Here is a 14,698-nt window from a genome sequence, read left to right as displayed (position 1 = left end):
ATTAAACCTTAATGGCCTTTTTTACGGATTTGTTTATCGTGGTTCTCCCCCCACTCTTTCGCCTGCGCTGTGGCAATTGAAATCGCCCGCCCCTCCTCATAACCATCTTCGAGGAGCGCATTCGCAATATCGATTGCCTTATTGCGAACAGGTGCTGTGAAGTTCTTCAATGATTCTGGATAATCCTCTTTGTTCCATGGCATACCAAAAACCTCCTTAACCAGTCTATATACATACTTAGCCTGGTTAAGGAGGTTTCAAACGCTTATTTCACTTATTTAAAGACTTTAACACGATCTTCAATCGGTTGGAATTGTTTCTCACCAGCAGGAGTAACTGTTTTACCAAATGGCAATTGAGCAATCAATTTCCATTCTTGAGGGATGCCCCATGCTTCTTTTACTTCATCATCAATCAGTGGATTATAGTGCTGCAAGGATGCACCTACACCTGCTTCAGAAAGTGCTGTCCATACTACAAATTGCAGAATACCAGAGGATTGGTTAGCCCAAATTGGGAAGTTCTCAGCATATAGAGCGAAGTTCTCTTGCAGGCTCTTCACTACCGTTTGATCTTCGAAGAATAGTACGGAACCGTAACCTGCTTTGAAAGACGCTAATTTTTGCGCTGTTCCTTCAAATTGTTCGGCAGGAACGATTTTACGCAATGTTTCTGTAGTGATATCCCATAGTTTATCGTGTTGTTCTCCAAGAAGAACAACGGCTCTTGAGCTTTGGGAGTTGAAAGAAGTTGGGCTATGTAGCACCGCTTGTTCAACGATTTCTACAATTTGTGCATCCGAAATCGTAGATTCTTTACTAAGGGCATATATGGAACGTCTTCCTTTTACTGCTTCAAAGAAATTGTTAGACATAAAATAACTACCTCCATTAATTTTAGTAACTTACTTTTGTATATCTTAGCACCTTTTTTCTGAAAACACAACAGTTATTCACAACTTATTTTGTCGGATATATTCGTTGCCAACTCTTATTGTCGCATTTATGGGCTTAATTATGCACTTGATCTATTAATCATTAATCACTTCAGGCGGGCTAGAAACTGCCCTCTTCCTTTTCCGATATACACCACGAGCTAAAATGCGCTACAATAGTGCAGCAAATGTATAGAAGGAAGGTTATAATCATGAAATTCCCAAGCAAGAAAGCCCTTGTTCGGCATAGAAAATCAGCCTTAATCTCATTATTGCTGCTCCTTTCAATGAGCTTGGCTCTAACTAGCTGTAAAGACACAAATTCGTCTAATTTAACCTCAACAGCACAAGATCCGAATGATCTTCACCCCCTCACTTTCTGGGTGGCAACGGACACTCACTTCTTAGATAAGAAGCTACAAGATGGCGGTACAGCTTTTCAAAAATATGTAACTGGCGGTGATGGAAAAATGCTGCCTTACAGTGATGAAATCCTTGAAACCTTGGTTTATGACGCTGAGCAGCAGAAGCCTGATTTTCTCATCCTGAGTGGAGATTTAACAAATAACGGAGAACGCAGCAGCCATCAGGAGCTAACCCAAAAATTAAAGCGAATCGAAGCACAAGGAACCTCTGTTTATGTCATTCCAGGCAACCACGATTTATTTAATCCTTGGGCCAGATCCTTCAGCGGGGATAAGCAGCTTGTTACGGATTCCATTACAGACAAAGACTTTACCAAGATGTATGAGGATTTCGGTTACAAAGAAGCTGTATCACGTGATAAAGAATCACTAAGTTACATCGTTAAGGCAGCGCCAAATTTATGGCTCCTTATGATTGACAGCAGCCAATATCATAACAATCAGAAATACGGTTTCCCCCAAACGGACGGACGCCTGACCGCCTCTACCCTATCATGGATAGATAATTCTGTTAAACTGGCTGCCAAGGAGCATGCTTCTGTTCTCACGGTTATGCACCACAATCTACTAAGCCACACCTCTATGTCTGTTTCAGGCTTTAAGCTTAACAACAGTCAGGAAACAATAAAGGTACTTCGTGAAAATGAACTTAATTTAGTCTTGTCAGGCCATATCCATATGCAGGACATCCGGGTAGACCCGGTAACTTCTTCGGAAGAAACGCCAATTTATGATATAGCAACAAGTGCAATGGCTGTCTATCCACATCAATACGGAGCGATGACCTTCGATCCCCTGAGCAGAACCGTCAATTATGAAGCAACGCCCTTAAATGTAGAGGGATGGGCTAAAGCTAATGGCAATACAGATCAGAATCTTTTAAACTTCAAGACCTATGCTGAGGATACTTTTGCTACAAACTCTTATAACAAAGCTATGGATGGTTTAAAGGAGAGTTCCTTTACGCAGTCTGAAAAGGCATCGATGGCAGAGGTAATGGCCAAGCTAAATGTAAGATATTTCGCGGGGACAGCCGGCAGCTCCTCAGAAGATATTAAAGCGATGCCAGGCTACAAGCTTTGGGAAGGCCTACAAGAAGGCTTCTTAGGTGGATACATCCAAAGTATGACAGAGGACAAAGAACTTAGTAATATAGCTTTAGAGGTGGTATTAACGAAGCAATAACTGGATTATGTATTCATATGAAAAACCCAGCCTCCACCTGCATTTATGCGTCAGATGGAAGCTGGGTTTATTGTGTTAATTAATCGTTAAGATACAACTATTTCCGTACAATAGTAATCCAACCATCTTCATCTACCGACACAGTAGCATGAAGCGCTTCAGCAAGCAGACGCAAGGATACATATGCATCGCCATACTCGTCAACAAATACAGGTTGGGCAAGCTTTACAGCCGTGCCGTTAATCAAGGCTTCGGAAGAACCGATTTTGAATACCAGTTTATCTCCGTACACACCATCAGTAACGTTAATTGCACGATTGGCCGTATCCCATTCTACAGTAGCATCTAAATCTTCTGCCAAATAACGCAGTGGGATATAAGTAGTGTTCTTGTCTACAATCGGGTAATAATATTCGTCATCAGGTTCGATAACAATGGTTCTCTTCGTAATGCCCAGATCATCCTTCAATATACGATATACATCAGAATCTGGGGCAAAGTTTCTCAAAGTCTCTCCAGGTGTAAGTCCGGAAGAAATATCAAGTGCACCTTCAGTGCTGATTGGATCAGCGGTTACAGCACCGCCAATGTTCCAAATCTGACTGGAAGCTTTAAGCGAGAGGCTCTTCAATGGGAAATCCTCGGTACCCGGAAGCGCCACTTTCAGATCAACATTCTGTTTACGCACATGCAGAGCACTATCAACGAAAATATCAACAGATAACTTCGTATCCTTACTCAACACGGTCTTCATCTCAGGAGTTGATTTGTAAAGACTGTCCACTTGATTGTCATATACTAGCAGCAATGCATCAACAGCCAATTTGGCAGCATCATGCAATACAGTTACGACAGCTTCTTTATCATCCAGTGGAATATCTCCGAATCCCAGATTGAAAATATCGCCAGAACCGTCTTCATCCATAGCTTTGATCACAGGGTACAGATAGTCGTAAAGACCACCCACCAATTCAGTAAAACCTTCTGTGTCTTTGGAAACAGACTTCAGGAAGCCTTTTAACAATGCAGGAAGCTCATCACCAGTCACTTCTGCATGCAGCTTCGTCATGTTCAACTGCTCACCATACACAGCATCACTAACCGGTGTAATGTTGATTACGCCAGGATTTGGAAGATTCTTAACAACGAATTTCGTCAACAGCTTACTGACATCTTCAGCTTTTGCCGTATCCAAGCCTACTTCACCTAAGATTTCATCGTATCCTTGTACAGGGAAGTAGAACGGTTGTTTTGCTCCTTCAACTGTAAAAGCAAGTGTTTGTTTGTCCATAAACAAGGTGAATGGAATATTCAATTGTTTATAACCAACAGTTCCTTGGGCCGATAAACTCCCATTATCTTGTAACTTAGCTTTACTAATATTCAAGGAAAAAGAATTAATAAGATCAACCATTTCCTTATCTTCCGCGCTAATTCCCTCTATGGGCTCAGCATTCATGGAAAAAGTCATACTGGATTCTGATGATTTAACATCAACATCCCCAATCAACGCCTTATTAACATCGAACCCCCCTACCGACTGACAGCCGGCAAGAACTAGCATCAGTGCGACAAAAGGCAAAAACCACTTCAATTTCGCTTTAACTCTACTCATAGCATGTCTCCTTCATCTTATTTTGTGAAATCAATCCATTATCTCAGCTAAGGTAAGTTTTGTAAATCAAAGTTCCTTTTATTGTAAAATGTTTAGATATTCAACAAACTTCGCCATTCGATCTGAGCCCAATCCTTGTAAATTACAGCCTTAACTATCGCCAACATCAGTAAATGTGCAGGATAAAATGACCACCACATCCAGCGCGGAACCCGGTGCCGCTCCAAGCGATCCCAAATTAAAGGCGTAAAAGCAATCAGCAAGGTAGGTAAAATACTGAGCATCTGTACAACCCAATAATTATAAAACATATAGAAAAGATTCAGTGCCAGATGGGCTCCAACAAGCCAGTACGATTTCGTATAACGAAAAATCAATACTAAGAGCAAACCGTACGCATTATAATCTATAGGGTAATAATCCATTAACACTATAGCAGCAATTACCACAGGTATACCAAGCCATAGTGAAGGCAGCTTGTCCAAAATTACCAGTACGATTGCTGACAGCAATAACGTAAACACCACGTTCCAGCCACCAGAATTTAGCGCTAGATTATAGGGAATCTGGGCAATAATCGCAATCAAGAGCAACCGAAATAAATATTTAGGTCTGGATGAAGTATGGATATGTCCCTGAACAAGCCCATAACAATAAATCGGAAAAGCTATTCTCCCTACATATCTCCAAGCAAGATTCTCCGGGAAAAAGATATAGCCAATATGGTCGATTAGCATCGTCAGCATGGCAATAATCTGCATTACAATCCCCCTTAAGCATGTTGAAATATAAATTCGCCAAGTCCATCCTCATTTCCTTTACCAATAAGCAAATGAAGACCGCGGAGAAACGATCATCCGATTTCTGTGCACCTCCCCCCTTGACTTTATCGAATACTATTGAGTAATATTAACTAGCAACAGAATATGGCAATGATCAAAGACATGATTTCCTACACGAACTGTCCAGAGAGAGAAGTCCAGGCTGCAAGCTTCTCCAGTTACCGGTTGTGAAGTTACCCCTTTGTAGCCGTGGCGCTGAATCCGTAGAACTTTGTTTTTTCGGTAGTATGCGGCACCGATTTATCCCCGATATCGGATACCAATGAGGTCCTGTCTATATGACAGGTCGAATTAGGGTGGAACCACGAGCTGAACGCACTCGTCCCTTTCTGGGAGAGATGCGTTTTTTTGCGTTCACAACTAACAATATTTGAGAAATGGAGGCTAAAATCATGAAGATCAAGGTAACACTGCAAGATGGAACAATTAGAGAGGTACTGCAAGGAACAACGATTAAAGAAGCAGCAGGTGCCATAAGTACCAGTCTGAAAAAAAATGCTGTAGCTGGAAAAATTGATGGAAAATCTGTTGATCTAAACCAAGCGATCGAACATGATTGCCGGCTCGATATTGTTACGTTGGATAGCAAAGACGGTCTTGAGGTTTATAGACACAGTACTGCACATATCATGGCGCAGGCCATAAAACGTATATATGGAGATAAAGCTGTCCAGCTAGGCATAGGTCCTGTTATCGAAGACGGCTTCTACTATGACATTGATATTGAGAAACCTCTATCCACTGATGATCTTGCTGCAATCGAACAAGAAATGGCGAAAATCATCCAAGAGAATCACCAGATTGTCCGCCGTGTGGTGAGCCGCGCAGAGGCCATTAAACTTTTTGAAGAGCTGAATGAGCCTTTAAAGCTGGAGCTTATTCATGATCTGCCGGAAGACACAGTATTAACTATTTATGATCAAGGTGAATTCTCCGATCTTTGCCGTGGGCCACATCTTCCCTCTACTGGCTTGGTCAAAGCCTTTAAGCTGTTGAATGTAGCGGGTGCCTACTGGCGTGGAGATTCCAATAACAAAATGCTGCAACGTATTTATGGAACTGCCTTTCCTAAAAAAGCGCAGTTAGAGGAACATTTACTGTTTCTTGAAGAAGCTAAAAAACGTGACCACCGTAAGCTTGGCAAAGAACTTGAGTTGTTCATGTTCTCTGAAGAAGCTCCAGGCATGCCCTTCTATCTTCCCAAGGGAATGACAATCCGTACAGAGCTTGAGAACTTTGCCCGGGAATTACAAAGACAGAGAGATTACGATGAAGTTCGTACACCGCTGATGATGAACAATCGGCTTTGGGAGCAGTCAGGACACTGGGATCACTACAAGGACAATATGTATTTCACAGATGTAGATGAAACAAAATTTGCCCTTAAGCCGATGAACTGCCCTGGGCATATGCTAATTTTCAAAAATAATCTGCATTCCTACCGGGAACTGCCTATCCGTATCTCGGAATTCGGTCAAGTGCATCGCCATGAATATTCCGGAGCACTGAACGGGATGATGAGAGTCCGCACTTTCTGCCAGGATGATGCTCACCTCTTCGTTTTGCCAGAGCAAATTGAGGATGAAATAAGACGGGTAATCTCACTGATTGACCATATTTATCAAGTGTTCGGCTTTGAGTATAAGATTGAATTGTCAACTCGGCCGGCAGATTATATGGGATCTGAAGAATTATGGGATCAGGCTGAACAATCTTTACAAAATGTATTAGACAATCTCGGGATCGAATATCGTGTGAATGAAGGGGATGGCGCGTTCTATGGACCTAAGATTGATTTCCATATCTTAGATGCGCTAAAACGTAGCTGGCAATGTGGAACAATCCAACTAGATTGGCAAATGCCAGAGAAATTCGATCTTACTTACATCGGGGAAGATAATCTTAAACATCGCCCGGTCGTAATCCATCGCGCTGTTTATGGGTCGATCGATCGTTTTATGGGGATTATTACTGAACATTTCGCTGGGGCTTTCCCACTGTGGCTTGCACCTGTTCATGCGAAGTTATTGCCAGTCTCTGAGAACTATGTTGACTATGCACTGCAAGTGAAGCATCACATGGAGAAGGCTGGCATTCGTGTCGAAGTAGATATCCGAAATGAGAAGTTAGGCTACAAAATTCGTGAAGCTCAGCTTGAAAAAGCACCTTACATGCTCGTACTTGGAGAGAACGAAAAAAATTCCGACACTGTCTCTGTAAGAAAACGTGGTGAAGGTGATCTTGGTTCGAAGAGTATCCAAGACATCATTGAACAGATTAATGAAGAGATTATTAGTAAGAGATAAATTTAAGGGGCTGTCTAATCGTAGAAAAACTACGTTTGAGACAGCCCCTTCTTTATAACCTATTCATGTCAACTGAACTCTATTTTACGTACAGGCGGCTGCTTTCTTCCCAATATTCGCCTGGTTTCAGGCTGAACAAGCCGATTTCATCAGCAGGAAGATCTACCATTGGCGCATTCACCAAGTTAATTTGTGGCTCAGGGCAGAAGAACTGTTCTGTAGCACCATTATTCCAGATCATCCATTGTTTGTACGAAGTCCCTACATCGTACACCAAGGTTACTCCGGCTTTGCTATCAGTAAGCTCCATCCGGTTGCGTCCGTTCTGAGGTACAGCCGTGTAGTGATTGTCCATCGATGCAAAATATGGATTCACACCTTCTTCACGAAGCTGAACTTCTCCTGGCTCCAACGCCTGGAATTTGCCTGTTGGCAGCATGCGGTCGTTGAGCTCCCAGCGCTCGCCAATAGTAGCTTTTACGCGGTAATCTTGTGCACTGCTTTCTGGTGCGAAAGGTGCGTTAATTGCAGTGTGGAATGCCAGCAAGCAAGGCATCACATCTTCTCCATCATTGTGTACCAGCACCTGTTGAGATAATCCTCCTTCGCCGAGGGTATAACGCAATTTGATCGTATACTTATGTGGCAAATACTGATAAGAAGGATGATTCTCATCCACCTTGATGAATACGGTTACGAAGCTTTCAGTCTTACCGCTGCCAAATTCTTCGACTTCCCAAGCTGCAGTATGTAAAAATCCGTGTAAATGGTTGCCCGTTGCAACTTCATTTACTGGGAATTGATAAGTTTGACCATTCCATGGAAATTTACCATCCTCATAACGATTTGGAGGAAATAATACAGGAATTCCGTGAATCCCCGGACTTGCCTTAAAGGCTTCCATCTCTTCAGCTCCAGGCTCATGCAGGAAGCGATATCCGTTTTCGGTATCACGGAAACAGATCAGGTTGCCGCCAATGCCTGGCAGAATAGCTGCCTCATAACGACCGGCTTTCAACCAGATAGCTGCTTCTCCTTCATATTGTCCTTCATACGCTGTGATTGACATAATATATTGTTCTCCCTTCCAGTGTCTGATAATTGTCTCCACTTGATAGATTACCACATCTAGTCATGAGGTGACATGCTCTTTTTACAATTGCTCCACTTCTACGCTCATTACATGTTCAATTTTCTTCACATCGTAATAGATTTCTGTTGCGTAATCCCGATCCGGTGCTGAGATCACCATATCGATCATTTGTCTGCCATCTTCCAAATCTTTAATTTTCATTCTTCGAATCGCTCGGGATGGACCTCTAGTACTGCGCTGCGAGCTGACCTGAGGCCGCTCGATTTTTTGGATCACTTCTGTAAGCACAAAATTAGCTTCCATAATGATCCTCACTGAAACTTCATGTTTATTCAGTACTTCTGGTCCTAGCGAACGGATTAAATGAGGAACTAAATTCACAGCAAACATCAGCAGAATAACCGCATATGCTGCCTCAATATAGAATCCCGCACCCACAGCTATACCAATTCCAGAAGCTGTCCAGATGAGTGCTGCCGAAGTAAGGCCCGAAATGGCATCTCCGCCTCTACGCAGAATAACACCCGCACCCAAAAAACCAATCCCGCTGACAATCTGAGCCGCAAGCCGCATTGGGTCCATGTTGGGATGCTCTGGTCCTGCGAACTTATCAAAGGCATGGATAGACACCACTGTGACAAGACAGCTCGCAATGCTTATGACCATACTGGTCCGTATCCCCAGCGGTTTCTGCTTGATCTGTCGGTCAATCCCGATGAACAGCCCGAACAGCATGGCCACTAGTAACTTCATTAATGATTCCAATTGAAAATCCATATCGCAATCTCCTTTCTCCAGAGATACTCCATTATAACGGAAATTGGAGATAATGATTAGCTTTATTTTACAACAAAAAACGGCATAACCATCCTCAGCGCATATGCTCTTTCGACCCGTGTGGTCCGGCATAGCGACGAGGATGGAATCCGTTATGAGAGGCCAAGATTATGTTGAAAAACTAACCATGCAGAAGCGACTCTGCACCGTCACAATAAATTTCCGTCCCCGTAATATGATCTGAATCTTCAGACGCCAGAAACAGCGCCAGCTTCGCTACTTGATCAGGTCGCCCCGGACCTTCTTCCAACGGTTGATCTCCCTCAGGAAATTCTACTGGGATTTTCACTTCTTTCAGATCCTCTGATGGAAAAGTGTTGTCATCTATATTGGTCTTTATAGCCCCAGGACAGATCGCATTTACGCGGATTTGAAATTGAGCCAGTTCCAGTGCCGCCATTTTCATAAAAGCAACCTGTCCTGCCTTTGTCGTACTGTAAGCAGAAAAACCAACATTAGAAAATACACGATTTCCGTTAATGGAGCTGTTGATCAGGATGCTGCCTCCGCTTTCTTTTAGATGCGGTATCGCATATTTAACAGTCGCGAAGGTTCCACGCAGGTTAATATGAATGGTCTGATCCCAAGCTTCAATATCCATCGTTTCAATAGGCGTCATCGCCCCATTAATCCCTGCGTTGGCAAAAACAACATCAAGACGACCCCATTTCGCGGCCGCCTTATTTATCGCCGCTTCCACTTGTGGTGGTTCAGCAACATCACATTCGATAACTAGGGCTTCTCCGCCTTCTTTCTCCACTTGCTGTCTAACCTTTTCAGCATTTTCTACAGTTCTGTCCAATAATACAACTTTGGCTCCGTTACGTGCGAACTCAAGCACGGTTGCCCGGCCAATTCCTGAGCCGCCTCCGGTTACAACTGCAACCTTACCTACAAGCTTTTTATCTGCCATATCGTGATATCCTCCTTCTTATCATGCAAGTCTTCCAGTTAAGTTCTTTCCTTAACCTTAACCTTGCATACAGAAGTTGAACCGACAGATATTTACTTTTCCTTTAGGATTATTATTCTCCCTGACGAAGATGAATGATGAGATCGTTTAATCCAACTTCCCGGATCCCTTCCACTATAAGCTCAGCTAGAAGACGAGCCCCTAAAATCTGAAAATGTGTATTATCCTGCACCCCACCTGGATGCGCAATAAATTCTCCTGGATAGCTCCACATGAATAAATCTTTTGAGCCCTCTGAGCCATAAGCTTCAAAGAGCTTGCGGCTCTTCTCGGCTAAATCAATCAGTGGAACCTGCTCGGTATCTGCGAGTTCCCGCATGGCGATTAAATAATCTCCATGCGTGTCTACAATTGCTTCTTCACTATCAAATCTTCGCCGATGTACAGAGCTCACAAGAACCGGATAGGCCCCCGCTTCTCGGGCGACTGTAATCAACCGGAGCAAATGTTCTTTATATGTAGTAAAGGGCTCGGTATGTCTTAAATCATCAGTTTTGGAATCATTATGTCCAAACTGGATGAACAGATAATCTCTGGGTCTGATATCTGCGGCAATGCCCTCCAAATGCCCTTCCTCAATAAAACTCTTGGAACTGCGTCCAGAAAGTGCTCGGTTATCTACAGCTATTCCGGCTTTGAAGCAGCGTGGCAGCAGTTGGCCCCACCCCGCATAGGGGTAACCTTCTTCCCCTTGATCGGTCACCGTGGAATCTCCCGCCAGAAATAAGACTAACGCTTCATTGTCCATCTGAATGTCCAAGGCGTTAATACGCGGTGCCGCACCCGAGAACGATAGCTTTAGCTGCCCATCCTTAACCCTAATTGCAAAGGATTCGCGCAAATATTGGCCCGCAGGCACATTTAGCGTGTCCAATACGAACTTGCCTTCTCCAGCTTTGATAAATGTGCTGGTATCTGCCAGAGCATCACCCAACAGCAGCGTAACACGGTAGATCCCATTCGGGAGATCCAGAAGAAAAACTGCTTTCTGTGGGATGCAGCAATCGCTTCGCAGTATATCTGTTCCCCCTCTGAAACGACCAAAGACTGAGGAATCAGAAGTGAAACCATACCCTATTTCCTTAGAATAAGATGTGTCCGGCCGAATTTTGGTGTAGCCAGGCTCAGCTTCCTTAATCCCAAAATCAAAACGATAGCTATCCAAATTCAGCCGCACCTTTCTTAATTAGAGATTTAAAACATTTATATTCGTTTGCTGAAATCAACCTTTCAAACCACTGGTGCTGATTCCTTCTACAATCTGCTTTTGGAAGATAAAGAAGATAATCATGACTGGTGCCAAACTTAGAACAGACATGGCGAACATTGGACCCCAGTTGGATACGGACTCACTGTCCAGGAACATTTTAAGCCCCATCGAAACTGTATATTTAGAAGGTGAGTTCAAGTACAATACCGGTCCAAGCAGGTCTTCCCAGCGCCAATAGAAGGAGAAGATCGCCGCAGTAGCCATAGAAGGACGAATGAGTGGAAGTATAATTCTGAAATAAAGTCCAAATTTCCCACAACCATCGATGGTAGCCGCTTCATCAAGTTCAACAGGAATGGTCCGAATAAACTGCAGCATTAGGAAAATGAAAAACGGGACACCGAAGAACTGTGGAACAACGATCGGTTTGATACTGTCGAGCCATTCCAATTTGGCATAGATAATGTATTGAGGGACGAGCACCACATCGGAAGGAAGCATCAGGGTCATCATCATGATTCCGAACCATAAGCCATGGCCTACAAATTTATTGCGGGCAAAACCGAAGGCAACCAGTGAAGATGAAATGACTGCGCCCAGTGTTGCGACAATAACAATTACAAAAGAGTTCTTGATGAAGACACCAAAGGAGTAACCTGCAATACCTTCCCAGCCTTTAGCATAGTTCCCCCATTCCCATGGATCAGGTATAAGGTGCTGCGCTGTAACAAACACAAGCCGGCTCTCTTTAAAAGAACTCATGATCATCCACAGAATCGGATACAGCATAACGATAGCGAGGCCACCTATAAGGATGTGATAAAGCGGCCATTTCAGTTTAATTTTCGCCATGGATTATTTTCCTCCTTCCGACTCGTAGAAGACCCACGATTTGGATGTCTTGAACAAGATTCCGGTCATGATGCCGACAAGCAACAACATTACCCAAGCCATAGCCGAAGCATAACCCATATTATTAAACATAAAGGCCTGACGGAATAAATAGAGAGAATACAACATAGTGCCGTCCATAGGTCCGCCTTCACCTTTAGAGATAATATAAGCTGGAACAAAGGTCATAAATGCGCTGATCGTCTGCATAACTAGATTAAACAGAATCACTGAACTTAAGAGTGGCATAGTAATCTTGAAGAACTTTCTGAAGAATCCGGCTCCATCTACACTAGCTGCCTCATACATTTCACCAGGAATATTTTTAAGACCTGCAAGAAAGATCAACATGGATGAGCCAAACTGCCACACAGATAGAGTTATCAACATGATAAGCGCAGCGTTCGGATTACCAAACCAACTTACCGGTCCAATTCCGAAAAAGCCAAGCATGCCGTTAATAATTCCAGTATCACTAAAAATATTACGCCACATGATGGAAACCGCCACACTACCCCCTATAATAGAAGGTAAATAATAAGTTGTCCGATAGGCTCCTACCATACGTGATTTCGTATTTAGAATCATGGCCACAAATAATGCGAAGGTTAGACGTAAAGGCACACCGATAAATACGTAAAGCAGCGTTACCTTTAGTGAATGCAAATATTTCGGGTCATTTGAGAACATTTTGATGTAATTATCAAATCCAATCCACTTAGGTGGAGCGAATAAATTGTATTTGGTAAAAGAAAGATACAGCGAAATGATCATCGGGATCAGTGTGAAGCAAAGGAAGCCAATGACGAACGGACTGATGAAGGCATATCCTGTAAGGTTGCTTCGTAACCGCCGGCCGGTGAGGTTCTTTTTCTTAACAGCCAATGGATTCGAAGGTAGGGGATTCGTTAATGCCAAGGGTCTCCAACTCCTTTTTATGTGAATAATATGGGAAACGGGATGCCGCCTAGCGAAATGGCATGCCGTTTCCCATGTGAGACGCAGTATAGTTATCTGTTACCCTACGATTAACGGCTGGAAAGAATAGAGTTCGCTTCTTTTCGGAACTGTGCCGCTGCTGCTGCTGGATCGATTTTCCCGAAGTTCATTTGTTCAGCAAGGTCTGTAAGCAGGGCTACAACCTCTGGTGATCCAACCGGTGGACTCATAGGTGAAGTAGTAGGCTCCATGTCAGCAACAAACTTAAATACTTGCTTACCGGAATCAGTTAATTGTGTAGCTACAGATTCTTTGATTTTGCTTGAAATCGGTACTCCGCGTTCGCCTTTGATCAGGTTGTTAGCTTCCACATCATTAATCCAGAAATCAACGAACTTCGCTGCTTCTTCCTTCACTTTAGAGTTAGAAGTAATTGACCAGTACATACTTGGCTGCATGTAAAGCCCTTTATCCATATCTGGACCAGGCATTTGTGCCAGCTCCATAGGACGATTTACAGCGATTTGCAAAGCAACGTATTGGTTCGACCATTGCCATACACCGATACCTGTCCCTTTAACAATATCCGACTCTTCAATAACCCCTTTATTTTGGCTCAGTTTGTCTTGTGATGGGACCGCTCCATCTTTAATCAAACCAGACAACATTCCGAAAAAGTCAGTGAACAACGCATCGTCCTCATAACCAAGTGCGGAACCATCATTGTTATAGAGTGCCAGCCCTTTTGTACGCAGATAATAGTTGAAGAACACGTCTGCTGCCATGGAACCGTCCATATACAGTCCAGCCGACTTAGCTTTTGCGGCGATTTCCTTGTATTGATCCCAAGTCCAGTTCTCTGGGATAGAATCAACACCTGCCTTTTTCAGCAATTCTGGATCATATTGAAAACCAAGTACGTTAACCCCTAACGGAATTCCGTATTGCTTCTCACCGATCACTCCAGTACTCAGCACGTTCTCATTCACATCGCCGACTTGAATCTGAGAGTTCAAATAAGGTTTCAAATCTTCGAGCTGTCCGTTAGATCCATATTGATTAATATAGGAAATATCCATTTGAACGATATCAGGAAGTCTATTTGCAGCAGCTTGCGGAGCAAGCTTTTTCCAGTAATCATCAAAGGATGCATATTCAGGCTCAATGGTTACATTCGGATATTTGGCTTCATACATATCAATAACTTGTTGTGTATAAGAATGTCTTGTATCTCCACCCCACCATGCGATACGCAGGGTTACTGGTTCTGCTGAGGTCGTGGCCGCAGGTTTCGTCTCCGAAGGAGTATTTGTAGCGGAATCCGTAGCAGCAGCATTGTTATTGTTGTTACCTCCACCGCAACCAGCTAACATCGACGACAGCAATAATGGTACGGCTAGTAAAGCGAATCTCTTTTTCAATTTCATGTCCCCTTTTCCTATGATAGT

13 protein-coding genes are annotated in these 14,698 nt (G+C 43.3%); 2 read left to right on the top strand and 11 right to left on the bottom strand.

The annotated features are described in order from the left end of the window. Positions 1-8 precede the first annotated feature (8 nt). Together MKY14_RS03490 and MKY14_RS03485 are read right to left on the bottom strand one after the other, a co-directional pair. Positions 9-203, bottom strand: coding sequence for a hypothetical protein (locus MKY14_RS03490; RefSeq protein WP_036686240.1), 195 nt, complete (start codon positions 201-203; stop codon positions 9-11). A 71-nt stretch (positions 204-274) separates the two neighbouring features. After that, complete coding sequence (locus MKY14_RS03485; RefSeq protein WP_076125903.1) at positions 275-874, bottom strand: nitroreductase family protein; 600 nt, start codon at positions 872-874, stop codon at positions 275-277. A gap of 272 nt (positions 875-1,146) precedes the next feature. On the opposite strand from MKY14_RS03485, the gene MKY14_RS03480 reads away from it, so the two are divergent. Continuing rightward, positions 1,147-2,544: a metallophosphoesterase gene (locus MKY14_RS03480; RefSeq protein ID WP_340975783.1), complete on the top strand. Its 1,398-nt coding sequence runs from the start codon at positions 1,147-1,149 to the stop codon at positions 2,542-2,544. A 97-nt stretch (positions 2,545-2,641) separates the two neighbouring features. Here MKY14_RS03480 and MKY14_RS03475 read toward each other — a convergent pair whose 3' ends face one another. Together MKY14_RS03475 and MKY14_RS03470 are read right to left on the bottom strand one after the other, a co-directional pair. Beyond that, on the bottom strand, positions 2,642-4,159 hold the full coding sequence (locus MKY14_RS03475; protein ID WP_076125900.1) for a copper amine oxidase N-terminal domain-containing protein: 1,518 nt from the start codon (positions 4,157-4,159) through the stop codon (positions 2,642-2,644). 92 nt (positions 4,160-4,251) lie between these two features. Further along, positions 4,252-4,920 (bottom strand): TraX family protein, encoded by a 669-nt coding sequence (locus MKY14_RS03470; RefSeq protein ID WP_076125898.1) that lies wholly within the window; start codon positions 4,918-4,920, stop codon positions 4,252-4,254. A gap of 473 nt (positions 4,921-5,393) precedes the next feature. Between MKY14_RS03470 and thrS the strand changes: the two genes are divergently transcribed. Beyond that, complete coding sequence (thrS, locus tag MKY14_RS03465) at positions 5,394-7,307, top strand: threonine--tRNA ligase (protein WP_076125897.1); 1,914 nt, start codon at positions 5,394-5,396, stop codon at positions 7,305-7,307. 79 nt (positions 7,308-7,386) lie between these two features. Here thrS and MKY14_RS03460 read toward each other — a convergent pair whose 3' ends face one another. The 7 genes from MKY14_RS03460 to MKY14_RS03430 all read right to left on the bottom strand — a co-directional run bounded on the left by MKY14_RS03460 (position 7,387) and on the right by MKY14_RS03430 (position 14,677). Next, positions 7,387-8,376 carry an aldose 1-epimerase gene (locus MKY14_RS03460; protein WP_076125895.1) on the bottom strand — a complete coding sequence of 330 codons (990 nt, stop codon included), beginning with the start codon at positions 8,374-8,376 and terminating at the stop codon, positions 7,387-7,389. An 84-nt stretch (positions 8,377-8,460) separates the two neighbouring features. After that, positions 8,461-9,177 (bottom strand): MgtC/SapB family protein, encoded by a 717-nt coding sequence (locus tag MKY14_RS03455; RefSeq protein WP_036686231.1) that lies wholly within the window; start codon positions 9,175-9,177, stop codon positions 8,461-8,463. Positions 9,178-9,358: 181 nt separating this feature from the next. After that, entirely contained in the window at positions 9,359-10,150 is a 792-nt protein-coding gene (locus MKY14_RS03450) for an SDR family oxidoreductase (RefSeq protein WP_076105002.1), read from the bottom strand. Positions 10,151-10,262: 112 nt separating this feature from the next. Then, positions 10,263-11,375 carry a rhamnogalacturonan acetylesterase gene (locus tag MKY14_RS03445; RefSeq protein WP_076280812.1) on the bottom strand — a complete coding sequence of 371 codons (1,113 nt, stop codon included), beginning with the start codon at positions 11,373-11,375 and terminating at the stop codon, positions 10,263-10,265. 57 nt (positions 11,376-11,432) lie between these two features. After that, a complete protein-coding gene (locus MKY14_RS03440; RefSeq protein ID WP_038570347.1) occupies positions 11,433-12,272 on the bottom strand; it encodes a carbohydrate ABC transporter permease in 840 nt (279 codons plus the stop codon). Positions 12,273-12,275: 3 nt separating this feature from the next. Beyond that, positions 12,276-13,196 (bottom strand): carbohydrate ABC transporter permease, encoded by a 921-nt coding sequence (locus tag MKY14_RS03435; protein WP_076105030.1) that lies wholly within the window; start codon positions 13,194-13,196, stop codon positions 12,276-12,278. A gap of 143 nt (positions 13,197-13,339) precedes the next feature. Beyond that, positions 13,340-14,677: an extracellular solute-binding protein gene (locus MKY14_RS03430; RefSeq protein ID WP_036686225.1), complete on the bottom strand. Its 1,338-nt coding sequence runs from the start codon at positions 14,675-14,677 to the stop codon at positions 13,340-13,342. Positions 14,678-14,698: the final 21 nt, after the last annotated feature.

Source organism: Paenibacillus sp. FSL R5-0887 (genome assembly GCF_038002305.1).
In the GTDB taxonomy this organism is placed as follows: Bacteria; Bacillota; Bacilli; order Paenibacillales; family Paenibacillaceae; genus Paenibacillus_AQ; species Paenibacillus_AQ odorifer.
Note: the sequence above shows the minus strand (reverse complement) of the source record. Positions and strands in the feature narration are given on the sequence as shown.

What these genes read in the sequence shown, in the direction of transcription:
- MKY14_RS03490 (WP_036686240.1), bottom strand. Translation starts at nt 203, where the DNA reads ATGCCATGGAACAAAGAGGATTATCCAGAATCATTGAAGAACTTCACA.
- MKY14_RS03485 (WP_076125903.1), bottom strand. Translation starts at nt 874, where the DNA reads ATGTCTAACAATTTCTTTGAAGCAGTAAAAGGAAGACGTTCCATATAT.
- MKY14_RS03480 (WP_340975783.1), top strand. Translation starts at nt 1,147, where the DNA reads ATGAAATTCCCAAGCAAGAAAGCCCTTGTTCGGCATAGAAAATCAGCC.
- MKY14_RS03475 (WP_076125900.1), bottom strand. Translation starts at nt 4,159, where the DNA reads ATGAGTAGAGTTAAAGCGAAATTGAAGTGGTTTTTGCCTTTTGTCGCA.
- MKY14_RS03470 (WP_076125898.1), bottom strand. Translation starts at nt 4,920, where the DNA reads ATGCAGATTATTGCCATGCTGACGATGCTAATCGACCATATTGGCTAT.
- thrS (WP_076125897.1), top strand. Translation starts at nt 5,394, where the DNA reads ATGAAGATCAAGGTAACACTGCAAGATGGAACAATTAGAGAGGTACTG.
- MKY14_RS03460 (WP_076125895.1), bottom strand. Translation starts at nt 8,376, where the DNA reads ATGTCAATCACAGCGTATGAAGGACAATATGAAGGAGAAGCAGCTATC.
- MKY14_RS03455 (WP_036686231.1), bottom strand. Translation starts at nt 9,177, where the DNA reads ATGGATTTTCAATTGGAATCATTAATGAAGTTACTAGTGGCCATGCTG.
- MKY14_RS03450 (WP_076105002.1), bottom strand. Translation starts at nt 10,150, where the DNA reads ATGGCAGATAAAAAGCTTGTAGGTAAGGTTGCAGTTGTAACCGGAGGC.
- MKY14_RS03440 (WP_038570347.1), bottom strand. Translation starts at nt 12,272, where the DNA reads ATGGCGAAAATTAAACTGAAATGGCCGCTTTATCACATCCTTATAGGT.
- MKY14_RS03430 (WP_036686225.1), bottom strand. Translation starts at nt 14,677, where the DNA reads ATGAAATTGAAAAAGAGATTCGCTTTACTAGCCGTACCATTATTGCTG.